Here is a 23,814-nt window from a genome sequence, read left to right as displayed (position 1 = left end):
CGCGCCCTGTTTCCCCCACCCGCTCGTTTATTACGCCCATGTGAAACATTCGTCGGCGGGCCGACCACGCCGACCGGGCATCCCGCGCAGATCATGCTGATCGAGCAGCCCGCACATCCCGAGCCGATCATGCTGATCGAGTAGCCCGCGCAGCGGGCGTATCGAGATCCCCCCACCCCCCTCCCTTAAGCTGACCGGATGTCAGCCCGCCCCCGGCGCCCCACCCTCGCCGATGTGGCCCGCTCGGCCGGCACCTCCGCCACCGTCGTCAGCTACGTCGTCAACAACGGCCCGCGCCCCGTCTCCCCCGAGCTCCGCGCCCGTGTCGAGACCGCCATCACCGAGCTGGGCTTCCGCCGCAACACCCTCGCCGAGGCGCTCAGCGTCGGCCGCTCGAACCTGGTCGGCCTGCTCGTCCCCGACTCCTCCAACGCCTTCTTCGGCGAGCTGGCGCGCGAGATCGAGCACGAGGCCCGCCGCCGCTCGCTGCTGACCCTCCTCGGCAACACCGAGTACGACCCGGAAGTGGAGCGCGGCTACGAGCGCACCTTCGCCGACCTCCGCACCGCCGGCATCCTCCTGATCACCATCGACCCCGCCAGTACCGCCGATGCCGCCCCGCGCGTCTTCCTGCACTCCGCGGCCCCCACCGACACCGAGCCGAGCGTCGTCTTCGACGACGAGCAGGGCGTGCGAGCCGCGGTCGAGCACCTGCTCTCGCACGGCCACGAGGACGTGCACTGCATCACCGGCCCCGACGACTTCGGCCCCTCGGGCCTCCGCGCGCGCTTCTGGGCTGAGGCGATGGGAGGCCCCGCCGGCCGCCTGCACCGCGTGCCGATGGACCGCGTCTCGGCCGAGGCGGCCCTCCGCACGATCCTGCGCACGGAGCGCCCGCGCGCCGTCTTCGCCACCACCGACGAGCACGCCCTCGCCCTCCTCCGCGCCGCCTCCCAGGAGGGGATCCGCGTCCCGGCCGAGCTCGCGATCGTCAGCTTCGACGGCATCCGCGAGGCACTGCTCGGCGGCGTCCGCGTCACCACCGTCGCCGTCCCCGTCCGCGAGATGGCGCGCATCGCCTTCGAGCTCCTCGACGAGACCCTGGCCGACGCCCCCGTCCGCCACGTCCTCCTGCCGACCACCCTCGTCCTCGGCGAGACCTGCGGCTGCACCCCCACCCCCTGACGCCGGATCTACTTGGAAGAGACACCCGCACACATGCTGGTCGAGTAGCCGCGCAGCGGCCCCTCCATGCTGGTCGAGTAGCCGCGCAGCGGCCCCTCCATGCTGGTCGAGTAGCCGCGCAGCGGCGTATCGAGACCCACCGTCCGATGAAGGCCCGGTCTGCAAACTCGTCCTTCTGGCGCCGGTGGATCTCGATACGCCCGCTCCGCGGGCTACTCGATCATCATGAAGTGCGCCCGACAGTCCGGATCTGCAGACCACGGCACCCGATCCGGACGCAGAACATCAGCCAGGCGTCACTCTCAGCGCCCCTCGGCGACGACGCACGTCCTCGGCTGATGTACCGCCGCCGCCACCGCGCAGAACATCAGCTGAGACGGGGGTCCCTCCGCTGACAGCGGAGGCCGGGTGCTCTCAGCTGATGTTGTGCGCGGAGCACCCCTCCACGCCGGTCGGCCGGCCGCGCAGCGCCCCTTCCACGTCGGCCGGCCGGCCGCGGAGCTCCCCTTCCATGCTGGTCGAGCAGCCGCGCAGCGGCGTATCGAGACCCCGCTCAGCCGATCGCCGCCAGCCGCCCCACGACGCCCTCGCCCAGCCGTGCCACGTACCCCTCCGGGTCCGGCCCCTGCGGCGCGAGCTCGACCAGCGAGATCCCCAGCGCCGCGTACTCCTCCATCGCCCGCACGAACCCGTCCGGGTCGCCGACCGGGTCGCCGCCGCCGATGATCGTCTTCGTGATCGAGTCGTAGTCGCGCCCCAGCTCGTCGCAGTGCCGGCGCAGCACGTCGAGCTTGTGCGCGACCCCTTCCGCCCCGATCGCGAACAGGTTGCAGGCGTCGCCGTACTCTGCGACCAGCCGCAGCGTCTTCTTCTCGCCGCTGCCGCCGATCAGGATCGGCGGCCCCGGCCGCTGGATCGGCTCCGGGTGGTTCAGCGTCTCCGCCAGCTGGAAGTGCTTCCCCGTGTACGGCCCGTCGTTCTCGCTCCACATCTGCTTGCAGATCTGCAGCGTCTCCTCGAGCCGCTCGAACCGCTCCTTCAGCGCCGGATACGGCACGCCGAGCCCGAGGTGCTCCCGCTCGTACCAGGCCGCACCGATGCCGAGCATCGCCCGCCCGCCCGACAGCACGTCGAGCGTCGTCACGATCTTCGCCAGCAGCCCCGGGTGCCGGTAGGTCACCCCGGTCACCAGCAGCCCCAGCCGCAGCCGCTCCGTCCGCCCCGCGACGAAGCCGAGCGAGGTGTACCCCTCGAGCATCGGATCCTCGCTCGTCGCGAACTGCTCCATCTGGAAGTAGTGGTCCATCAGCGTGAACCACTCGCAGCCGACGTCCTCCGCCGTCCGCGCCGTGGCCCCCAGGATCGGCGCGATCCCGGCACTGCCCCCCGGCAGCGTGAAGTTCATGAAGTGAATGCCTACCTGCATGGTGCGCTCCTGACTCCTCGGAGGCGGATGGCGTCCGGCGGGACTCCGCCGTCTCCACGCCCGCTCCCCTGCTGATGACTCGATCCGAGCCTCCCACGCGCCGCCGCCGGTCGGGCCCGCACTCCGCGGACTCCCATCCACGCAGTGGTCGGAACGCGCCACCCGGCGGTGACGGTCGCTCCAGCAGATCACTGGGCCCCTACCGTGGTGAAACGTTCCACGAAGAGCCCGCTCCGCACCCGCAGAAGCAGGCCCGGCCGCCGCCCGCCCGTCCGTTCCACGTCGACCACAGGAGTTCGCACCATGTCCGCAGAGCGCGCGCGATTCACAGGACTGCTTCCCGAGACCGTCCGCCGGCGGACCCGCGTCGGACTCGTCGCCGGCGGGCTGGGCGCCTACTGGCCCCAGTTCCCCGCCCTCCTGCCCCAGCTGCAGGAGTCGGCCCGCTACGTCTCCGGCCGCCTGGCGGAGCTCGACGTCGAGGTGACCGATGCCGGCTTCATCAGCGACGCCCACGGCGCGGCCTCGGCGGCGGAGGCGCTGCGCCGGGCCGATCCCGATCTCCTCGTGGTCTTCCTCACCACCTACCTCACCGCGTCGATGGTCCTGCCCATCGCGCAGCGGACGGACGCTCCGGTCCTGATCATCGATCTCCAGCCCACGGCGGCGATGGACCACGAGAGCTTCGGCACCGGGGAGTGGCTCGCCTACTGCGGGCAGTGCTCCGTGCCCGAGGTGGGCAACGTGTTCCGCCGCGCCGGCATCCCGTTCCGCTCGGTCTCCGGGCACCTGCGCGACGAGAGCGCATGGGAACGCATCGGCCGCTGGATCGGCGCCGCTCACGTCCGCGCCGCGCTGCGCCACGGCAGGCACGGCCTCATGGGGCACCTCTATCCCGGGATGCTCGACGTCTCGACCGACCTCACCACGGTCTCGACGACCTTCGGCTCGCACGTCGAGGTCCTCGAGTTCGACGACCTGCGCGTCCGTGTCGAAGCGGTGACCGACGCCGAGGTGGAGGAGCGCCTGCAGCTGGCGCGGCGCGTCTTCACGGTCGACGACACCGTCGACGAGGAGGACTTCTCCTGGGCCGCGAAGGTCTCGGTGGGCCTCGACCGGCTGATCGAGGACTTCCGGCTCGACTCGCTCGCCTACTATCACCGCGGCCTGAACGGCGAGCAGCACGAGCGACTCGGCGCCGGCATGATCCTGGGAGCGTCACTGCTCACGGCCCGCGGTGTCGCGGTCGCGGGCGAGTACGAGCTGCGCGCGTCGCTCGCGATGCTGATCGCCCAGCGCCTCGGAGCCGGCGGCTCCTTCACCGAGATCCAGGGCCTGAACTTCGTCGACGGCGTGGTCGAGATGGGCCACGACGGACCCGCGCACCTCGCGATCTCCTCCGGCCCTCCGCTGCTGCGGGGCCTCGGGGTCTACCACGGCAAGCGCGGCTGGGGCGTCTCGGTCGAGCTCGACGTCCGTCCCGGCCCGGTGACCGTCTTCGGCCTCGGGCAGGAGCGCGACGGCTCCTACGTCTTCGTCGCCTCCGAGGGCACCGTGGTGCCCGGCCCCCTGCTGCGGATCGGCAACACCACGTCCCGCGTCGACTTCGGCGGTGATCCGGGGCTCTGGGTCGACGAGTGGAGCGCTTCGGGCGTCGACCACCACTGGGCGCTGTGCGTCGGTCACCGCGCCCGCGACCTCCAGGCCGCCGCCGAGCTCCTCGGCGTGGCCTTCCGCCGGGTTCAGCTCTGACCTCGGCGCCCATCGACAGCGCACGACCACCTCGTTCAAGGGAGAACAGTCCAATGGCACGTTTCGGAGCGACCTCCACCACCGGCTGGAAGGCCACCGTCTCGGTGGCGATGTCGAACTACATCGAGGCCGGCTCGATCATCGCGATCGCCACCAGCCTCGGCTTCTGGCAGGCGGAGTTCGGCATCGACGACACGGCCGTCGGCCTGCTCGCGGCCGTCAGCGCGAACGCGTTCGGAGCCGCGGTCGGCGCGCTGATCGGCGGTCCGCTCTGCGACCGCTACGGCCGCAAGTTCATCTACACCTACGACCTGATCCTCTACATGGTCGGGATCCTGCTGGCGGCGTTCGCCTTCGACGTCTGGATGCTGGGGGCCGCCTTCGTCCTCACGGGGATCGCGGTCGGCGCCGGCGTCCCGGCGTCCTGGACGTACATCGCTGAGGAGGCACCGGCCGGCCGGCGCGCGAAGCACGTCGGCACGGCGCAGCTGGCCTGGTCGATGGGTCCGGTCGTCGGCTTCACGCTGGCGACCGTGCTCGCCCCCCTGGGCCTGCTGGGCAGTCGACTCGTCTTCGTCCACCTGTTCCTTGTCGCGTTCGTCGTCTGGTGGATCCGCCAGGGACTCCACGAGTCGGTCCTCTGGAAGGAGTCGAACAGCCGCGCACTGCGGACCCGCGAACCGCGTCGCGGCCTCCGGGAGCTTCTCTCGAGGCCGACGAACGTCAGGGCCCTGGTCTTCCTCTTCGGGATCTACGGTTTCTGGGGGGTGTGCGCGGGTCAGATGGGGATCTTCATGCCTCGGGTCTACGCCACGGCCGGAGTCGCCGACCCCGTCGCGCAGAATCTGCTCCAGGTGCTGCTCTGGAGCTGCACCGTCCTCGCGACCTGGCTGGGCTTCATGCGATTCGGAGACCGGGTGAGCCGCAGGCTGCTCTACGCCGCCGGTGCGGCACTTGGGATCGTCGCGTGGGTGCTGCTCGTGTTCGCCGAGGTCACGCTCCCGGTCCTCCTGCTGTTCGCGGTCTGCTGGGGAGTCTCCGCGGGCATCGGCGCGCAGGCGTTCTACAGCCTGTGGGCGAGCGAGCTGTTCGCCACCCCGTACCGCGCGAGCGCACAAGGAGTCCTGTTCTTCGCCGCCCGCGTCGCAGTCGGGGTGCTCAGCTACTACTTCCCGACGGTGCTCGCCGCCCACGGCGTCCCCGTGGTCGGTCTCATCATGATCGCGCTGCTTCTGATCGCCCTCGCCGTCGGTGCGATCTGGGCCCCGCAGACCAGAGGGAAGACCCTGCAGCAGATCGAGTTCGAGCGCTACGGAGAGCTGATCGACGCGGACCCCCGCGCCGGCGAGACCGCACGTCCGACCCTCGGCTAGACGCCGTGTCTTCCGACGGGCCATCGGCGCTGCGCTTCGACCCGTCTCCTCAGGGGATGTGGTCGTGCTGATCGTGAGTGGTCTGCGGCGCGCGGAGTCCCCGCCAGAAGGGCTCGTGTGGTGAGTGCTCGACGAAGAGCGACGGAAGGATGGCTACGGCGCCTGCACCTCGAAGGAGGATGTCATCAAGCGACGCGACGACGTCGAGCACGGATCTCGGATCGAACTGCCCGGCCAGACGCTTCGCCTTCGTCCGGACGTTGTTCGGCGTCGGTCCGGCGTCGATGATCGAGTGGTTCCACAGCCGACTGTGGTGAGCACACCTGTTGCGGAGATACACGAGCGCCCGCACTCGGTACGCGAATCCCGCCTGAGCGACGCCGAGGCTCGAGGCGACTGCGCCGGCCAACGACCCGGAATCACCGCGTTCGATGCACTTCGACAGCGTGCCGAACGACCAAGCGTCGACTGCAGACCAGATCGGCAGCGCATCGAAGCGTGCAGTCCCCACCTCGCGAGTGTTCGCTGTGAACCGCAGAATGTGCCTCTCCCGACTGCGTTCGATGTCTCGGAGGCACGCCTTTACGGTCGGCTCCGCAGAGGGAGCATTCGAGTAGAAGGCGGCCGAGAGATACGACCTGTAGGGGCCGTGTCGATCGGCGATGACATGAGCGGTGTGGCTGCGGAGGAGGATCTCGGCGTGCGCGAGCTGCGCGCTGAGCGACTGCCTCAGCTCTTCGTCTGCGTCGTAGATCCTCCGGATCCCTTCGAAGGAGGTGTCCTGGACGAACATGTCGTCGCCGTCCTGTGGGGCGCGCTGAAAAAATCGCGCATAGCCGGAGAACCGGTAGTAGTTCTGCGCCGCTAGGAATCTCTCGCAGGCCCCGGGTCACCGATGGCGAGGTCGCGCTGGCGAAGCAACTGAACCTGCTGCGCCCACGAAAGGCTCGGCTTCAGAGCCACTGCAGTACCCCGATACCCATATAAAAAAGGCCCCTCCCATTTGAGCTTCAAGGAGAGGCTTGGGAGGGGGTCGATTGGTTCGAGTTTACCAGGTGCCCACGCGGCGCGGACCGTCGGACCGTTACCGACGCGGAACGTCGAGTCCTTGGTGTCCGACGCAACAAGATGCTGCCGCTGCCCGTCACCGCGGCGCGTACCGCGTCAGCACTGCGCCCTCCGGCAGTGGCTCGCTGTCGAGGAAGCGCAGCTCCGGTCGGAACCCCGCAGCGAAGTACGGCGTCCCGCCGCCGAGGACGAACGGCTGCGTGTAGAGCCGGTACTCGTCGATCAGCCCTGCCGCGCCGAGTGCGGCGGCCAGCGTCGGCCCGCTCACCTCGATCGCACCCTCGGTCTCGGCCTTGATCCGCCGGAACGCGTCGACCGCATCGGACGCGATCAGCCTCACGCCCTCGGGCACCTCGGTCACCGTCGACGAGAAGACGACCTTCGGAGTCTCGACCCACGCCTGCGCGAAGTCCTCGGAGACCTCGTCCCACTCCGGATCCGGCCGGCCCCAGTACGCCATCATCCGCCACATGCGAGTGCCGTAGACCGAGAGCGCGGCGGCCCGCTGCCCGTCGTTGAAGACCCGGTGCAGCGCGGGCCCTGGCGCGGGGAAACCGGAGATGTCCCCGTCCGCCGCCGCGACGAACCCGTCGACCGACACGAGCATCCCGTAGCTGACGAACCCCATCGGAGCCTCCTGACCGGCGCGACCCCGGCGTCGCACGCCCCGATGCTAGCCACGCGCCCGCGGCGTCCGGAAGAGGAGACGTCCGAACGAGTCCTACGCCCCGACGCGGAACCGGCGCCCGCCGAACTCCACGACGTCGCCGACCACCAGCTGCCGCCCGCGCCGCCGGTCCACCTCGCCGTTCACGCTGACGGAGCCGTCCGCGACGGCCTCCTTCACCTCGCCGCCGGAGTCGAGGATCCCCGCGAACTTCAGGAACTGCCCGAGCCGGATGCTCTCCCCGTCGAGCGCGACCTCCTCGACCGGATCCTGTGCAGCCACGAGCGTCAGACCGCCGGGATGTCCGCGAAGCGGGAGAAGTGGCCGTGGAAGCCCACGGTCACCGTGCGGGTCGGGCCGTTGCGGTGCTTGGCGACGATGAGGTCGGCCTCGCCCGCGCGCGGGTTGTCCTTCTCGTAGGCGCTCTCGCGGTGCAGCAGGATCACCATGTCGGCGTCCTGCTCGATCGAGCCGGACTCGCGGAGGTCGGAGATGGCGGGCAGCTTGTCGGCGCGCTGCTCCGGTCCACGGTTCAGCTGCGACAGCGCGATGACCGGCACCTGCAGCTCCTTCGCGAGCAGCTTCAGCGCACGGGAGAACTCGGAGACCTCCTGCTGGCGGCTCTCGACCTTCTTGCCCGAGGTCATCAGCTGGAGGTAGTCGATGACGACCATCTTCAGGCCGATGCGCTGCTTGAGCCGGCGGCACTTCGCCCGGATCTCGACGAGCGTGAGGTTCGGCGAGTCGTCGATGTAGAGCGGAGCGTCGTTGATGCGGCCGCGAGTGGAGGCGATGGTCGTCCAGTCGCGCTGGTCGACCGTGCCCTTGCGCATGTGCTGCAGCGGAACGGACGCCTCGGCCGAGAGCAGGCGCATCGCGATCTCGCTGCGCCCCATCTCGAGCGAGAAGAAGATCGTCGCCATGTTGTGCTTGATCGCGGCGGCCCGGGCGAAGTCGAGCGCGAGCGTCGACTTACCCAGTGCCGGTCGCGCCGCGACGATGATCATCTGGCCGGGGTGGAAGCCGTTGGTGAGGTCGTCCAGATCGGCGAAGCCGGTCGGCACGCCGGTGAAGGCGCCGTCCTTGTGCGCCGCGGCCTCGATCTCGTCGATGGCGACGGTCACCGCGTCGGTCAGCGGGACGTAGTCCTCCGCCGTCTCGGACCCGGTGACGTTGTAGATCTCGGCCTGCGCCGTGTTGACGAGGTCGAGCACCTCGCCCTCGCCCTGGTAGCCCATCTGCGCGATGCGCGTGCCCGCCTCGACCAGGCGGCGCAGCAGCGCGCGCTCGGCCACGATCGACGCGTAGTAGCCCGCGTTCGCCGCGGTCGGCACCATCGCGGTGAGCGAGTGCAGGTAGTCGGCGCCGCCGGCGCGCTGCAGCTCGCCCTGCTTGGTCAGCTCGTCGGTGACGGCGATGACGTCGGTCGGCTCGCCGTGCGAGTAGAGCGCCAGGATCGCTTCGAAGACGATCTCGTGCTTGGGGATGTAGAAGTCGGTCGCCTTGACGCTCTCCACGACGTCGGCGACGGCGTCCTTCGAGAGCAGCATGCCGCCGAGCGCCGACTGCTCCGCGAGCAGGTCGTGCGGGGGCGTGCGCTCGTTGCTGCGCGGGGAGTCCCCTCGGGAGTCCCGCCCGTCTCGTCCGTCCGAGCCGGGAACCGCCAGGTGCGCGATCGTCATGCCTTCGCCTCCTCCTGTCGGGTGCCTCGCGGAACGGGTGGCGACACGGTCGAGCCGCCTGTCGCGAGTGCCGGACACAGGTCTACGCCCGACCTCCGACAGCGGCCGCTCGGCGCCCGCCCCGCTCCCCTCGCGGGGCGCTGCGCCACACTACGGACCGCCCGCCGCCGGGGTCAAACCACCCTGTGGAGAGAACTGTGGAGAACGAGCGGGAAACGCCGCACCCGCTGTGGGCAACGTGTGGACAACCCTGTGGGAACTCGACTGTCAGACAAGTTTTTTCGACGACCCGACCAGGCTTTTCCCGCTTTCCACAGGTGTGTGGGGAAAAGAGTCTCCAGACCACATTGAAGGTTGCCCTCCCGCGAGGGTGTATGTGGATGGAGCTGTGGACAACCGCAACGACGAAGGGCGGTGCGAGGGGACCGTGAAGTCCCGTCGCACCGCCCTCCGCGGCGTTCTCGCGGCCTTACTTGGCCGCGACCACCTGCAGCTTCACGGTGGCCTGGATGTCGTCGCGCAGACGCACCACGGCCTCGTGCTCGCCGACGTTCTTGATCGCGTTCGAGATCACGATCTTGCGCTTGTCGAGCTCGCCGTAGCCGGCCGCCGCCACCGCGGTCGCGATGTCGGAGGTCTTGACGGACCCGAAGAGGCGCCCGTCCTTTCCGGCCTTGACGGTCAGCTTCACGCGGTTGGCCTCGAGGACCTGCTTCGTGTGCTGAGCCTCCTCGATGGTCTTGTGCTCACGAGCGGCTCGCGCCGACTTGATCTGCTCGACCTGCTTCTCGCCACCGCGGGTCCACGCGACGCCGAAGCCCTGCGGGATGAGGTAGTTGCGGGCGAACCCGTTCTTCACGTCGACGACGTCGCCGGCGGAGCCGAGCCCGTCGACCTCGTGGGTCAGGATGACCTTGGACATCTTCTACCTACCTTCCGCTGCCGGCGTAGGGCAGGAGCGCCATCTCGCGGGCGTTCTTGACGGCGCGGGCGATGAGGCGCTGCTCCTGGACGGAGACGCCGGTGATGCGACGGGCGCGGATCTTGCCGCGCTCGGAGATGAACTTGCGAAGGGTCGGGACGTCCTTGTAGTCGATGACGCCCACGCGGACCGACTTCGCGGGGGCCGCGTTCTTCGCGCCCTTGCCGCGGATCGGCTTGCGGCGGTCGCCGCTGCTCTTTCCAGCCATAGTGGTTTCCTTAGATTCTGGTTCGCGTCCGTCGGCACCCCTCTCGGGGCGGGGACGCGTGATTCAGGTGAGGGCGCGCTCGAGCCGGAGGCTCAGAACGGCGTCTCGTCGTTGTAGCTGCCCGGCGTGCTCCACACGTCGCCACCGGCCGGAGCGCTGGGCGCCCACGGCTCCTCGGCCTGGCCGCCACCGCGGTTGCCGCCGCCGTTTCCGCCGGAGCCCCCCTGGTTGCCGCCGTTGCCGCCGCCGAAGCCGCCCTGGCTCGCGCCCTGGTTGCCACCGCCGCCGCCGCCGACCTGACCGCGTCCACCGCCGCCACCGGCTGCGCGCGTGACCTGAGCGGTCGCGTAGCGCAGCGAGGGGCCGATCTCGTCGATCTCGAGCTCGATGCTGGTGCGCTTCTCGCCTTCCTTCGTCTCGTAGGAGCGCTGCTTCAGGCGGCCGGTCGCGACGACACGGCTTCCCTTGGTCAGCGTCCCCGCGACGTTCTCGGCGAACTCGCGCCAGACGGAGGCCCGGAGGAACAGCGCTTCGCCGTCCTTCCAGTCGTTCGCCTGACGGTCGAAGGTGCGCGGCGTGGAGGCGATGGTGAAGTTCGCGACCGCGAGCCCGCCCTGCGTGTAGCGCAGCTCGGGGTCGGCGGTGAGGTTCCCCACCACGGTGATGATCGTCTCGCCGGCCATCAGCGTTACGCCTTGGGAGCGGCCGGAGCCTTGGCAGCCTTGCGGGCGGCCTTCTCGTCGGCGAGCTTCTTGGCAGCGGCGACCTGGGCGATGCCCTCTTCGGCGCGGAGCACCTTGGTGCGCATGACGGCCTCCGACAGCTTCAGCTGACGGTCGAGCTCGTTCGCAGCGGCCGAGGTCGACGTGAAGTCGACGATGGCGTAGATGCCCTCGGACTTCTTGTTGATCTCGTACGCCAGACGACGGCGGCCCCAGACGTCGACCTTGTCGATGGATCCACCATCGGTGCGGATGACGTTGAGGAACTTGTCGAGACTCGGAGCGACGGTGCGCTCATCGATCTCGGGATCCAGGATGACCATGAGTTCGTACTGATGCGTCACTAACCCACCTCCTTCGGACTGAACGGCCACGGTATTTCCGTGACAGGAGGGTATGTAGCATCTGCCCACTCCCGCGGACGCGAGTGCGTCTGGTCATGGACAACCTGACGATCCTACCATCCGCGGGGCTCCGAGCCCAGGGCCGATCCGGCGGGATCCGCGGTAGCCCGCCGGATCCCGCCGTCACCGGGACGCGCTACCGCTGGATGAACGCCAGCAGGTCCGGGTTGAGCACGTCGGCGTGGGTCGTCAGCATGCCGTGCGGGTAGCCCTCGTAGATCTTCAGCGTCGAGTCCTGCAGCAGCTCGTGCTGCTTCAGCGCCGCGTCCTGGTACGGCACGACCTGGTCGTCGTCGCCCTGCAGCACGAGCACCGGCACGGTGATCGCCTTCAGGTCCTCCGTCTGGTCCGTCTCCGAGAACGCCTTGATGCCCTCGTAGTGCGCGAGCGCACTGCCCGTCATCCCCTGCCGCCACCAGTTGTCGATCACCGGCTGCGAGACCTCCGCGCCGTCGCGGTTGAAGCCGTAGAACGGACCCGACGCGACGGCCTGGAAGAACTCGGCGCGGTTCGCGGCGAGCGCCTCGCGGAACCCGTCGAAGACGCTCATCGGCGTGCCCTCGGGGTTCGCCTCCGTCTGCACCATCAGCGGCGGCACGGAGGAGACGAGGACCGCCTTCGCCACGCGGCCCTGCGGCTGGCCGTACTGCGCGACGTAGCGCGCGACCTGGCCGCCGCCGGTGGAGTGGCCGATGTGGACCGCGTCGTGCAGGTCGAGATGCCGCACCACGGCGTCGACGTCGCTGGCGTAGTGGTCCATGTCGTGCCCGGTGCCGACCTGCTCCGACCGTCCGTGACCGCGGCGGTCGGTCGCGATCACGCGGTAGCCGTGCGCGTGGAAGAAGAGGAGCTGCGCGTCCCAGTCGTCCGAGGACAGCGGCCAGCCGTGGTGGAACACGATCGGCTGCGCGTCCGCGGGTCCCCAGTCCTTGTAGTAGATCTCGACGTCGTCGTCCGTGGTCGCATACGGCATTCTCGAACCTCCGTGCTCGGGTCGGCCCGGGGCCGGCCCGAGTCGACGTCAGAGTGCGCTCCTCCCCGAAGCAGGGGAGAAGTGGCTCCACGATAGGCCTGCCGCGTCGCGACACGGAGGGATCGCTCCGATGTTCGAGAACCGTTCAGACGGTCGTCCTGAGATCGGGACTGGTCTGGTGCCGGACGGCCCGGAGGGTCAAGCTGAGCGCATGACGACGCAGCAGACGATCGACCCCTCCGTCCCGCCGAGCGGTCCCGGCTGCGTCGAGTGCGAGCAGTCCGGCTCGTGGTGGCTGCACCTGCGCCGCTGCGCGCTCTGCGGGCACATCGGCTGCTGCGACGACTCGCTGAACCGGCACGCGACGGCCCACTTCCACGAGACGGGCCACTCGGTCATCCAGAGCTTCGAGCCCGGCGAGAACTGGTTCTGGGACTACCGCTCCGACGACTACGCCGACGGTCCGCGTCTCGCCGACCCGCAGAGCCATCCCACCGACCAGTCCACACCAGGGCCGGCGGACCGGGTGGCGCGCGACTGGCAGTCCGTTCTCACGTCACGGCGCTGATCCGCTTCGGATCCGGAGTGACGACGCTCAGCGCGCCGCCCACCACTCCTTCAGCCGCCGGGCGGCCTCCTCCTCGCCGAGCGGTCCCTCCTCGAGCCGCAGCTCGAGCAGGAACTTGTACGCGAGTCCGACCTCGCGCCCCGGCGGCAGCTCCAGGATCGCCATGATCTGCGTGCCGTCGAGGTCGGGCCGCTTCGAGGCGAGCTCCTCCTTCTCGGCGAGCTCCGCGATCCGCTGCTCCAGGTCGTCGTAGGCGTGCGCGAGCCGGTCGGCCTTCCGGGTGTTGCGGGTGGTCACGTCGGCCCGGGTGAGGATGTGCAGCCTCTCGAGCAGCGGGCCGGCGTCGGTGACGTAGCGGCGGACGGCCGAGTCGGTCCAGGCGCCCTCGGTGTAGCCGAAGAAGCGCAGGTGCAGCTCGATCAGCCGGGCGACGTCCGCGATGGTCTGCTTGTCGAACTTGAGCGAGCGCAGCCGCTTGATCGCCAGCTTCGAGCCGACGAGGTCGTGGTGGTAGAAGCTGACCGCACCGCCCGGCTCCAGCCGCCGCGTCGCCGGCTTGCCGATGTCGTGCAGCAGCGCCGCGATGCGGAGGGTGACGTCCGGCGCCGCGCCGGGGTTCCGCTGCCCCTCCAGCGCGATCGCCTGCTCCAGCACCGTGAGGCTGTGCACGTAGACGTCCTTGTGGTGGTGGTGCTCGTCCTGCTCCAGGCGCAGGGCCGGCAGCTCGGGGAGGAAGTAACCGGCCAGACCGGTGTCGACGAGCAGCTCGAGTCCGGCTCGGGGCGAGGCGGTCGCGAGGAGCTTCCGCAGCTCCTCCTGGATCCGCTCCGCGGAGACGTCGTCGATGCGCGGGGCCAGCTCGGCCATCGCCCACTCGACCTCGTCGGTCGTCCGGAAGCCGAGCTGCGAGGTGAAGCGCGCACCGCGCAGCATCCGCAGCGGGTCGTCGCCGAAGGAGAGGTCCGCGGCGGCCGGCGTGCGGAGCCGGCCGGCGAGCAGGTCCTCCACGCCCCCGGCCGGATCGACGAGCACGATCTCGGGCAGCCGCAGCGCCATCGCGTTGACGGTGAAGTCGCGGCGCACGAGGTCGCCCTCGAGGCTGTCGCCGAACTCGACCTCGGGCTTCCGGCTGACCCCGTCGTAGCTGTCGCTGCGGTAGGTCGTGATCTCGACCGTCTCGCCCGCGACCCGCGCGCCGATCGTGCCGAACGCGCGGCCGATGTCCCAGTGCGCCTCGGCGATCGGAGCGACGATCCGCACGATGTCGTCCGGCCGCGCCGAGGTCGTGAAGTCGAGGTCGTGCACGCCGTGGCCGAGGAAGGCGTCGCGGACCGGACCGCCGACCAGCGCGAGCTCGTGGCCCTGCGCGGCGAACGCCTCCGCGAGCCGGGCCACCGTCGGTGTCGCCGCGAGAGCTCGGAGGGTCTCGAGGGCGGTCTGGACGCTGTGCATCCGGCAGATCCTACCGGGGAGGCGTGACCGGGCCGCGGTGCGCGCCGGGCCGCAACCGGCTCGACCGGTTACGCCTGCTGAGCGACTCCGCAGCGCATCCCGCGGTCGATCAGCCGACCGCCGGGGGGCCTGCCCGTAGAATCACCCGCATGGAGGCCGAGTGAGTTCGATGCGTCGGCACGACCTCACCCCCTCTGATCGTCCCCGCCCCCGGCGAGCGATCCCGCAGCTGCTCCGCTCCGCCGGTGCCGCTGCGCTGTCGATCGCGCTCCTCGGCGGCGCCCTCCCCGCGGCGGCCGCCGCCGCCGAGCGCACGGCCCTCGAGTCCGGGCAGGCCACCGTCACCGCGACGGTCGGCGCCGCGAACGACGGCGTCCTCCTCCCCGGCCAGGACCTCCAGCTCGCGATCTCGGTGCGCAACGGCACCACCGAGTCGATCGACGGCGCCCGGGTCGAGGTCGCGATCGGCGAGGACACCCTCGACTCCCGGGCCGAGCTGGCGGAGTGGCTGGACGGCGAGGCCGACGACGAGGGGACGAGCACGGGCGACGGCGCCGACGTGCGGCTGCTGCCCTCCAGCTCGGCCCAGGTCGGCGTCACCGTGCCGGCCGCCTCGCTCCCCTTCTCGATGGACTTCGGCCGCGACCCCGAGGCCTTCGGCAGCCACGCGATCTCGGTGACCGTCACCAGCCCCGGCGGCACCGTCGCGACCGCCCGAGGCGTCGTCGAGCTGACGACCGGCTTCCCGAGCGAGCAGGAGACCGGCGTCAGCGTCCTCGTGCCGCTCACCGTCCCCGACACCGCCGACGGCCTGCTCTCCGCCGAGACGCTGCAGGACTACACCCAGACCACCGGCACGCTCTCCCGCCAGCTCGACAGCGTCGACGGCCGCGCCGTCACCCTCGGCGTCGACCCGCGCATCCTGGCGTCGATCCGCGTCCTCGGCGATACGGCACCGGAGTCGGCGACCGCCTGGCTGGAGCGGCTCGAGTCGGTGCCGAACGAGGTCTTCGCCCTGCCCTACGCGGATGCGGACGTCGCCGCCCAGGCCCAGGCCGGCCTCTCCACGCTCCTCGCGCCGACCTCGTTCGAGTACGCGCTCGATCCCGCGCTCTTCGCGCCGACGAGCACGGGCACGCCGACCCCCACGGCCGTGCCCGACGACTCGACCACGCAGGACCTCCCCGACCGCCCGACGACCGAGTCGCTCCTCGCCTTCGACTGGTCACCCACCGTCGGCGGCATCGCCTGGCCGGACGACGGCACCGTCCGCGCGGCGGATCTGGGCGTGTATGCCACAAGCGGCATGACCCGCACGGTCGTCTCCTCGGCCGGCCTGGTCCTGCCCGACGGCGTCTCGACCACCACCCGCGCCACGGTCGACGACCACGACGTGATCGTCGCCGACAGCGCCCTCTCCACCGCCTTCGACGCCGCCGTCAGCGCGAGCACCGACTCGGAGTGGCGCGCGAGCATGGCCGACCTGACCGCCGACCTCGCGCAGGTGCAGCGGGAGGACGAGTCGCCCGACGTGGTCCTCGCACTCGATCGCGGCGCGGCGATCGACGGCGTCCGCCTCGCGCAGACCCTCGACGCCGTCGACGCGCTGCCCTGGGCCGAGGGCTCGTCCCTCGCCGCCGCCCTCACCTCGCCGGCCACGGAGGACGCGACGGTCGTCGACGCCCCCGAGTCGGAGCAGCGCCTCGAGGGCGTCTCGGACCTGCTGACCGCGGCCGCTCGCGTCGAGTCGTTCTCGGCCGTGCTCACCGAGCCGCAGCTGCTCAGCGGCAAGCGTCGCAACGACCTCCTGGCCCTGCTCGCCGTGACCTGGCGCGAGGACGCGACCGGCTGGCAGGAGGCGGTGACCGCGAGCCGTGAGCAGGCCGACACGACGCTCTCCTCCGTCGCCATCGAGAGCTCCGACAGCGTCACCCAGCTCTCGCGCGACTCGAGCATCCCCGTCTACGTCCGCAACGACCTGCCCTGGCCCGTGACGGTCCGCATCCAGGCCTCGACCTCGAACGCCGTCCTCGACATCGACGAGTCCTCGGTCGAGCCGACCGCGATCGACGCCCGCTCCCAGGGCCGCGTCCTCATCGCGGTGAAGGCTCGCGTCGGCAACGGCGAGACCGAGCTGCGCATGCAGCTCACCGCGCAGGACGGCACGCCCATCGGCACCCCCACCGGCATCGTGACCAACGTCCGCGCCGACTGGGAGACCGTCGGCACCCTGGGCATCGGCATCCTCCTCGTCCTCGTCTTCGGCGCGGGCATCCTCCGCAACATCCGCCGGCGCCGCCGCGGCGACACCCCCGGGGAGGAAGAGGACCCGAACGCCCCCCTCGCCGTCCAGCCGGGCCTCGACGACGATCGAACGGACCCCCGTGGCTAGCTTCTCCCTCGGTCGCGCGAGCGCCGTCCTCGCCTCCGGCACGATGGTCTCGCGGGTCCTCGGCTTCGTGATGTCGCTGGTCTTCACCCAGACCATCGGCCTCGTCGGCCAGGGCGCCGACGCCTTCACCGTCGCCAACGGCCTCCCGAACACGATCTACGCGATCATCGCGGGCGGTGCGCTCAACGCGGTCCTCGTGCCGCAGATCGTGCGCGCCGGTCTCCAGGCCGACGGCGGTCAGCGCTACATCAACAAGCTGCTGACCCTCGCGCTCCTCGTCCTCCTCGGCGCAGCGGTGATCGCGACGCTCGCGGCGCCGCTGCTCATCCAGCTGAACGCCTCGCAGTACGGACCGGAGCAGACCCGCCTCGCCGTCACCTTCGCCTACTGGTGCCTGCCGCAGGTCTTCTTCTACGGGCTGTACACGATCCTCGGCGAGGTGCTCAACGCGCGCGGCTCCTTCGGTCCGTTCACCTGGACCCCGGTCGTGAACAACGTCGTCGCCATCGGCGGGCTCCTGGCCTTCCAGCAGCTCTTCGGCTCCGACGGCGGCGGCGACCGCGTCGCCACGCAGTGGACGCCGGAGATGATCGCCGTCCTGGCCGGCTCCGCGACCCTCGGCGTGGCGCTCCAGGCGATCCTGCTCGTCTTCTTCTGGAAGCGGGTCGGACTGCGCTACCGTCCCGATTTCAACGTGCGCGGCGTCGGCCTCGGCCGCGCCGGGAAGATCGCCGGCTGGACCTTCGCGACACTGCTGCTGACGGTTGCCGCGGGCTTCATCGAGAACAACACGGTGAGCGGCCCCTCGGGCGACGATGCCTCGGCCACGGCGCTGCAGAAGGCCTGGCTCGTCTTCATGCTCCCGCACTCGGTGATCGCTGTCTCGATCGCCACCGCGTACTACACGAAGATGAGCGGCCACGCCTCGCGCAACGAGATGAAGGACTTCCGGAGCGACATCTCCACCTCGATCCGGGTGGTCGGGCTCTTCCTGTTCTTCGCCACGGCGGCCCTCGTGGTCTGCGCCCGCTCCTTCGCGACGATCTTCGCGCCGACCGATCCCGTCGCCGCCGGGCAGATGGCCATGATCATCACCGCCTACGTCATCGTGCTGCCGCTGTTCTCGACGCTCGCGATCGTGCAGCGCGGGTTCTACGCCCTCAACGACGGCCGCTCGCCGTTCCTCTACACGCTGGTGCAGACCGCGATCATCGTCGGCGGCTGCGGTATCGCCTTCCTCCTCCCCGACGACTCGACCGCGTTCTTCGTCGCGCTCTCGATCTCGGCGGGAGTCGCCGTCCAGGCGCTGATGGCGTGCCTGATGCTCCGGAGGAAGCTCGGCGGCTGGGGAGGAACGCGCATCGTGTTCCGCTTCGCCACCTACGCTGCCGCGACCCTCCCCTCGATCGGCGCCGGAGTGCTGGTGATGTTCGTCCTCGCCCAGGCCGACGACTACCCGGCTGCGGGCTGGCCGCAGGCCCTGATCTCGATGGTGCTCACCGGCGTCGTGATGGCCCTCGTCTACTTCGGCGTGCTCTGGGTCCTCCGCGTCCCGGAGCTGCGCGCGATGGCCGCGCCGCTGCTCCGCCGCCTCGGGCGCTGACGCACAACGGGACGCCCGCGCGTTCCTGAGAGCCGTCGTCGCGACACTGGGACGTCGCCGGACCGGTGGTGCGCCCCCGGGCGCGACGTGGAAGGGTGGGGGCGTCCTCCGGCAGAGCCGCCTCCCCCACCACCCTCCCGCCGATCCGGAAGGCGCGATGCGCTCCACCTTCGTCCTCCTCCGCGTGCTCGTCGCGGCCGCCGTCCTCACCGCGACCACGGTGAGCTTCCTCGACTCCCACGCGTTCTGGGTCGAGGCCCGCTTCCGCGACCGCGCCACCCTCGCCGCCAACTTCTTCAGCTACATCACCGTCGAGGTCTGCCTGCTCGCGGTGGTCGTCCTGCTGATCGGCGCCGTCGTGCTCGCGCGCGGCGCGCTCCCCGAACCGCGCTGGTTCGCCTGGCTGCGCGCCGGGGTCGTCACCTACATGGTCGTGATCGGAGTGGTCTACAACCTGCTCCTGCGCGGCACGGTGGTCACCGGCGCCGGAGCGGGCCAGGACTGGACCAACGAGGTCATGCACGTCGTGGCGCCGCTCGCCCTGATCCTGGACTGGCTCTTCGCACCCGGCCGGCGCCGCCTCTCCTGGGCCGTCGTCCCCGCGCTGCTCGCCTTCCCGGTCGCCTGGTTCGTCTACACGATCATCCGGGCGCCCCTCGTCTACGACCAGATGAAGCACGAGCAGGTCTGGTACCCGTACCCGTTCCTCGATCCGCGTCTCGCCGACCCGCCGATCGTCCCCGGCGGCATGATCGCGGTGGTCTTCTACGTCGCCGCGATGACGGCGGTCTTCGCCTCGGCCGGCTGGCTGACGGTCCTGATCTCGCGCCGGTCGATCGGGCAGCACGGCACTGTCGCGGGATCGGCAGAGAAAGAGCCGGTCAAAGCAGCTTTCTGAGCCGTTTCGCGAAGAGCCGTTCGGCGACCCTGACCGCGGGCCGAGTGCCCCGGACGCCGCGGAATAGCCCCCGCCTAGGATGTGTTGTAGCCCCTGGAGCCCGGGAACGACAGAGCGAGCGGGACCGGCTCCGCGGATCCGCTCCCAGCACCGGATCCGGGCAGACCACCCCCTCCGGCGGACCGCCGGTACAGCCCCGCTCAGCACAGACCTCGAGGAGTTGCCGTGCGCGACATCGTCATCATCGGATCCGGCCCCGCAGGCTGGACGGCCGCCATCTACGCGGCGCGCGCCGATCTGCACCCGGTGGTCGTCGCCTCGTCCGTCGAGATCGGCGGCGACCTGATGAACACCACCGACGTCGAGAACTTCCCCGGCTTCCCGGACGGCGTCCTCGGCCCGGAGCTGATGACGGCCATGCAGAAGCAGGCCGAGAAGTTCGGCGCGGAGACGTTCTACGACGACGTCGTCTCCCTCGACCTCGAGGGCGAGACCAAGACGATCCACCTCGGCTCCGGCGAGAGCATCGAGGCGAAGACCGTCGTCGTCGCCACCGGCTCCGCGTACCGCAAGCTCGGCCTGCACGACGAGGACCGCCTGTCGGGACACGGTGTCTCATGGTGCGCCACCTGCGACGGCTTCTTCTTCAAGGGCAAGACCATCGCCGTCGTCGGCGGCGGCGACTCCGCGATGGAGGAGGCGACCTTCCTCACCAAGTTCGCCGAGAAGGTCTACGTCATCCACCGCAAGGACTCGCTCCGCGCCTCCAAGGTCATGCAGAAGCGCGCCCGCGACAACGAGAAGATCGAGTTCGTCTGGAACACCGAGGTCACCGGCATCACCGGTGAGAACCACGTGAACGGCGTCAAGCTGCGCAACACGGTGGACGGCACCGAGTCGAAGCTCGAGCTCGACGGCCTGTTCATCGCGATCGGCAACGACCCGCGCACCCACATCGTCCACGGCAAGCTCGACCTGACGACCGACGGCACGATCGCCGTCACCGGCCGCTCGTCGCAGACCTCCGTGGCGGGCGTCTTCGCCGCCGGCGACGTGATCGACCCGACCTATCGTCAAGCCGTCACCGCCGCCGCGTCGGGCACCGTCGCCGCCCTCGACGCCGAGCACTACCTCGCCGCCCTCACCGATGGCATCGCCAGCACCGAGGGCACCCCGGCCGCCGAGCTCCTCACCCTCTAGCCCTCCCACCACCCGCACTCGAGTCGGCGCCGTCGGCTCACGAAGGAGAAAATCGTCATGTCCACCGCGAAGAGCGTCACCGACGCATCGTTCCAGGCCGATGTCCTCGACTCCGAGAAGACCGTCCTGGTCGACTTCTGGGCCGAGTGGTGCGGCCCCTGCCGCATGGTCGCCCCTATCCTCGACCAGATCTCGGCCGAGCACGGCGACAAGATCGAGATCGTCAAGCTGAACGTCGACGAGAACCCGCAGATCGCCGCGAAGTACCAGATCACCTCGATCCCGGCGATGAAGGTCTACCAGAAGGGCGAGGTCGTCAAGACCGTCATCGGCGCCAAGCCGAAGCCCGCCCTCGAGGCCGACCTGGCCGCGTTCCTCTGAGTTCGACTCTCCCCGGATTCGACTCCTCGAGCTGGGCTCCTTGAGCTGGGCTCACTCGAGTTCGACCCCCGACGAAGCCCCCGTGCCCCTGTGGCGCGGGGGGCGTCGTCGTTCCTGGCAACCCGGTCGTGTTTCACGTGAAACGGCCGCAGAAGGCAGGCCACGGGCCGCGCGGTGGCGTTCCCCTCCCCCGGTCCGCCCGGACCCCGCCGAGTAGTCTGGATCGATCCGGCTGACGGTCGGAGACCCTGTCCATCGAGCGGAGCGACAACACCGTGATCAACGCCGGCACCAACCTCGACCCCTGGTACGACTCCTACGCGGAGCGCACGGCAGGCCTTGCGGCCAGCGAGGTCCGAGCCCTGTTCGCTGTCGCGTCCCGCCCCGAGGTCGTCTCGCTCGCCGGCGGCATGCCGTTCGTCTCCGCACTGCCCCAGGACCTCGTCACCGACGCGATGGCGACTGTCATGCGCGAGCAGGGACCCGTCGCGCTGCAGTACGGCTCCGGTCAGGGCGTGCCGGTGCTGCGCGAGCAGATCCTCGAGGTGATGGCGCTCGAGGGCATCTCCGCCAGCGCGGACGACATCGTGGTGACCACCGGCTCGCAGCACGCCCTCGAGCTCGTCTCGAAGCTGTTCCTCGACCCGGGTGACGTCGTCCTCTCCGAGGGCCCGAGCTACGTCACCGCCATGGTGATCTTCCACTCCTACCAGGCCGAGATCGAGCACGTGGCGATGGACGAGCACGGCCTGATCCCCGAGGCGCTGCGCGAGCACATCGCGCACGTGCGCGCCGCCGGCAAGCGGATCAAGTTCCTCTACACGATCCCCACCTTCCACAACCCCGCGGGCGTCACGCTGAGCTGGGACCGGCGCGTCGAGATCCTCGAGATCTGCAAGAGCGAGGGCATCCTCGTGCTCGAGGACAACCCGTACGGCCTGCTCTACTTCGAGGACGTGCCACCGAAGGCGATGCGCTCCCTCGAGGAGGACGGCGTCATCTACCTCGGCACCTTCTCGAAGACCCTGGCGCCCGGCTTCCGCATCGGCTGGGCGCTGGCGCCGCACGCCATCCGCGAGCGGCTGATCCTCGCGAACGAGGCGGCTGTGCTCAGCCCCTCGTCCTTCAGTCAGCTGGTGATCTCGCAGTACCTGGCGACGGCGGACTGGCGCGCGCAGATCGACACCTTCCGCGGGGTCTACCGCGAGCGCAAGGAGGCGATGATCCGCGGGCTCGAGACGCACCTCCCCGGGCTCACCTGGACGAATCCGAACGGCGGGTTCTACGTCTGGGTCACCCTCCCCGAGGAGCTCGACTCGAAGGCGATGCTCCCTCGCGCGGTGAAGGAGCTGGTCGCCTACACGCCCGGCACGGCCTTCTTCGGCGACGGCGACGGCCGGCAGAACATCCGACTGTCCTTCTGCTACCCGACTCCTGAGCGCATCGGTGACGGCATCCGCCGCCTCGCGACGGTGATCAACGGCGAGCTCGACCTGCTGTCCACCTTCGCCGATGCCCGAGTGCGAAGACGCGCCGACGTCGATCAGCGGGACGCCGTCCTCCCGCCCCAGATCTCCTGACTCCGTGATCCACGAACGACAGAAGGCCAGGTCATGACCGATTTCTCCACCCTGGACCGCGCCCTCGACATCGTCGTGATCAGCGGCGGCATCAGCCACGAGCGCGATGTCTCCCTGCGCTCCGGCCGCCGGGTCGCCGACCGGCTCTCGGCCATGGGGCACCGCATCACCCACCGCGAGCCCGACGCCGGTCTGCTCGCCGCGCTGCTCGACCAGCGACCCGACGTGATCTGGCCCGCGGTCCACGGAGCGAGCGGCGAGGACGGCGCGCTGCTCGGCCTGCTTGAGGCGGCCGGCTTCCCCTACGTGGGCTCACGAACAGACGCCGCGCGACTCGCCTGGTTCAAGCCGACCGCGAAGACGCTCGTCGCGCGGGCCGGCATCGCCACTCCCCGTTCGATCACCCTCCCCCGCGAGACGTTCCGCGAGCTCGGTGCCGCGGGGATCCTCGATCGGGTCCGCGCGCACCTCCCCGGTCCGCTCGTCGTCAAGCCGGCGCAGGGCGGCTCCGCCCAGGGCGTGAGCATCGTGACGGAGACCGACGAGCTCCCGCGCGCGATGGTAGACGCCTACACCTACGGCGAGGTCGCACTCATCGAGCAGCAGATCATCGGCACCGAGGTCTCCGTCGGCGTCCTCGACCTCGGAGACGGCGCCTTCGCCCTCCCCCCGGTCGAGATCGCCCCGGTGGCGGGCCGCTACACCTTCGAGGCCCGCTACAACGCGGGTGAGACCCGCTTCTACACCCCGGCCCGCCTCTCGGACGAGGCCCTCGTCGAGGTCTCCCGCGTCGCAGTCGCCGTCCACGAGCTGCTCGGCCTCCGCCACCTCTCCCGCCTCGACTTCATCGTCGACCCCGACGGCCTCCCCTGGTTCTTCGACGCCAACGTCCTCCCCGGCATGACCGAGACCTCCCTCATCCCCCAGGCCATCGAGGCCTCGGGCCGCTACCTCGGCGACGTCTACTCCACCCTCGCCCGCCTGGCCCTCACCCCCTGACCGCCCCGTTTCACGTGAAACATCCGGGCCCGCACCCGCGGTCGTCCGGAGCGTCAGCCATACCGCCGTTTCACGTGAAACGCTCCCCGCACATGCTGGTCGAGTAGCCGCCTGTGGCGGCGTATCGAGACCCACCCGCCTCCCTCCAGCTACCGCCAGCAGCAGCGGGCCCGGTCTCGATACGGCGCTCTGCGCCTAATCGACCAGCATGCTGCCGCCTGCGAAGTACCGCACGAGTCCAGGCTCTTCCTCAGGCCTCGGTCCTGCTGAACATGCTGGTCGAGTAGCCGCCCACGGCG

Annotated in this window: 21 protein-coding genes and 1 pseudogene; 11 read left to right on the top strand and 11 right to left on the bottom strand. The window is 70.3% G+C overall.

The window, feature by feature from the left end; translation table 11 throughout:
- The first annotated feature begins 198 nt into the window (after nt 1-198).
- On the top strand, nt 199-1,185 hold the full coding sequence (locus EDF36_RS00515; RefSeq protein ID WP_123731450.1) for a LacI family DNA-binding transcriptional regulator: 987 nt from the start codon (nt 199-201) through the stop codon (nt 1,183-1,185).
- A 553-nt stretch (nt 1,186-1,738) separates the two neighbouring features.
- Here the strand turns inward: EDF36_RS00515 and EDF36_RS00510 are convergent.
- Nucleotides 1,739-2,611 carry an LLM class F420-dependent oxidoreductase gene (locus EDF36_RS00510; RefSeq protein WP_123731449.1) on the bottom strand — a complete coding sequence of 291 codons (873 nt, stop codon included), beginning with the start codon at nt 2,609-2,611 and terminating at the stop codon, nt 1,739-1,741.
- Nucleotides 2,612-2,914: 303 nt separating this feature from the next.
- On the opposite strand from EDF36_RS00510, the gene EDF36_RS00505 reads away from it, so the two are divergent.
- Nucleotides 2,915-4,363: an L-fucose/L-arabinose isomerase family protein gene (locus EDF36_RS00505; protein WP_123731448.1), complete on the top strand. Its 1,449-nt coding sequence runs from the start codon at nt 2,915-2,917 to the stop codon at nt 4,361-4,363.
- Nucleotides 4,364-4,416: 53 nt separating this feature from the next.
- Complete coding sequence (locus EDF36_RS00500; RefSeq protein WP_123731447.1) at nt 4,417-5,736, top strand: MFS transporter; 1,320 nt, start codon at nt 4,417-4,419, stop codon at nt 5,734-5,736.
- A gap of 49 nt (nt 5,737-5,785) precedes the next feature.
- Here the strand turns inward: EDF36_RS00500 and EDF36_RS00495 are convergent.
- The 9 genes and pseudogenes from EDF36_RS00495 to EDF36_RS00455 all read right to left on the bottom strand — a co-directional run.
- Nucleotides 5,786-6,547: pseudogene (locus EDF36_RS00495) on the bottom strand (Abi family protein); the annotation flags it as partial.
- Between the two features lie 333 nt (nt 6,548-6,880).
- Nucleotides 6,881-7,432, bottom strand: coding sequence for a dihydrofolate reductase family protein (locus EDF36_RS00490; protein ID WP_123731446.1), 552 nt, complete (start codon nt 7,430-7,432; stop codon nt 6,881-6,883).
- Between the two features lie 93 nt (nt 7,433-7,525).
- Entirely contained in the window at nt 7,526-7,753 is a 228-nt protein-coding gene (locus tag EDF36_RS00485) for an RNA-binding S4 domain-containing protein (protein WP_123731445.1), read from the bottom strand.
- Between the two features lie 5 nt (nt 7,754-7,758).
- The gene (gene dnaB, locus EDF36_RS00480) at nt 7,759-9,153 is read right to left on the bottom strand and encodes a replicative DNA helicase (protein ID WP_123447283.1); all 1,395 of its coding nucleotides are present in this window, start codon (nt 9,151-9,153) and stop codon (nt 7,759-7,761) included.
- A 469-nt stretch (nt 9,154-9,622) separates the two neighbouring features.
- Nucleotides 9,623-10,075 (bottom strand): 50S ribosomal protein L9, encoded by a 453-nt coding sequence (rplI, locus tag EDF36_RS00475; RefSeq protein WP_123447282.1) that lies wholly within the window; start codon nt 10,073-10,075, stop codon nt 9,623-9,625.
- A gap of 7 nt (nt 10,076-10,082) precedes the next feature.
- Entirely contained in the window at nt 10,083-10,343 is a 261-nt protein-coding gene (gene rpsR, locus EDF36_RS00470; protein WP_056039813.1) for a 30S ribosomal protein S18, read from the bottom strand.
- A gap of 92 nt (nt 10,344-10,435) precedes the next feature.
- Nucleotides 10,436-11,026, bottom strand: a complete 591-nt coding sequence (locus tag EDF36_RS00465; RefSeq protein ID WP_123447280.1) for a single-stranded DNA-binding protein — start codon at nt 11,024-11,026, stop codon at nt 10,436-10,438.
- A 5-nt stretch (nt 11,027-11,031) separates the two neighbouring features.
- Nucleotides 11,032-11,409: a 30S ribosomal protein S6 gene (rpsF, locus tag EDF36_RS00460; RefSeq protein WP_123447279.1), complete on the bottom strand. Its 378-nt coding sequence runs from the start codon at nt 11,407-11,409 to the stop codon at nt 11,032-11,034.
- 196 nt (nt 11,410-11,605) lie between these two features.
- Entirely contained in the window at nt 11,606-12,442 is an 837-nt protein-coding gene (locus EDF36_RS00455) for an alpha/beta fold hydrolase (protein ID WP_123731444.1), read from the bottom strand.
- A 211-nt stretch (nt 12,443-12,653) separates the two neighbouring features.
- Here EDF36_RS00455 and EDF36_RS00450 point away from each other — a divergent pair, with 211 nt between their 5' ends.
- On the top strand, nt 12,654-13,010 hold the full coding sequence (locus EDF36_RS00450; protein WP_123731443.1) for a UBP-type zinc finger domain-containing protein: 357 nt from the start codon (nt 12,654-12,656) through the stop codon (nt 13,008-13,010).
- Nucleotides 13,011-13,037: 27 nt separating this feature from the next.
- On the opposite strand, the gene EDF36_RS00445 is transcribed toward EDF36_RS00450, so the two are convergent.
- Entirely contained in the window at nt 13,038-14,462 is a 1,425-nt protein-coding gene (locus tag EDF36_RS00445) for a CCA tRNA nucleotidyltransferase (RefSeq protein ID WP_123731442.1), read from the bottom strand.
- Nucleotides 14,463-14,631: 169 nt separating this feature from the next.
- On the opposite strand from EDF36_RS00445, the gene EDF36_RS00440 reads away from it, so the two are divergent.
- The 7 genes from EDF36_RS00440 to EDF36_RS00410 all read left to right on the top strand — a co-directional run bounded on the left by EDF36_RS00440 (nt 14,632) and on the right by EDF36_RS00410 (nt 23,515).
- A complete protein-coding gene (locus tag EDF36_RS00440; RefSeq protein WP_123731441.1) occupies nt 14,632-16,854 on the top strand; it encodes a DUF6049 family protein in 2,223 nt (740 codons plus the stop codon).
- Nucleotides 16,847-18,457 carry a murein biosynthesis integral membrane protein MurJ gene (murJ, locus tag EDF36_RS00435; protein WP_260300465.1) on the top strand — a complete coding sequence of 537 codons (1,611 nt, stop codon included), beginning with the start codon at nt 16,847-16,849 and terminating at the stop codon, nt 18,455-18,457. Before EDF36_RS00440 ends, murJ begins: the two co-directional genes overlap by 8 nt.
- A 157-nt stretch (nt 18,458-18,614) precedes the next feature.
- Nucleotides 18,615-19,355: a Pr6Pr family membrane protein gene (locus EDF36_RS00430; RefSeq protein ID WP_123731440.1), complete on the top strand. Its 741-nt coding sequence runs from the start codon at nt 18,615-18,617 to the stop codon at nt 19,353-19,355.
- A 225-nt stretch (nt 19,356-19,580) separates the two neighbouring features.
- On the top strand, nt 19,581-20,555 hold the full coding sequence (gene trxB / locus EDF36_RS00425; RefSeq protein WP_123731439.1) for a thioredoxin-disulfide reductase: 975 nt from the start codon (nt 19,581-19,583) through the stop codon (nt 20,553-20,555).
- A gap of 57 nt (nt 20,556-20,612) precedes the next feature.
- On the top strand, nt 20,613-20,936 hold the full coding sequence (gene trxA, locus EDF36_RS00420; protein WP_123447267.1) for a thioredoxin: 324 nt from the start codon (nt 20,613-20,615) through the stop codon (nt 20,934-20,936).
- A gap of 278 nt (nt 20,937-21,214) precedes the next feature.
- Entirely contained in the window at nt 21,215-22,516 is a 1,302-nt protein-coding gene (locus tag EDF36_RS00415) for a PLP-dependent aminotransferase family protein (RefSeq protein WP_123731905.1), read from the top strand.
- Nucleotides 22,517-22,549: 33 nt separating this feature from the next.
- On the top strand, nt 22,550-23,515 hold the full coding sequence (locus EDF36_RS00410; protein WP_123731438.1) for a D-alanine--D-alanine ligase: 966 nt from the start codon (nt 22,550-22,552) through the stop codon (nt 23,513-23,515).
- The last annotated feature ends 299 nt before the right edge of the window (nt 23,516-23,814 follow it).

It is taken from the genome of Rathayibacter sp. PhB152 (assembly GCF_003751395.1).
In the GTDB taxonomy this organism is placed as follows: Bacteria; Actinomycetota; Actinomycetes; order Actinomycetales; family Microbacteriaceae; genus Rathayibacter; species Rathayibacter festucae.
Note: the sequence above shows the minus strand (reverse complement) of the source record. Positions and strands in the feature narration are given on the sequence as shown.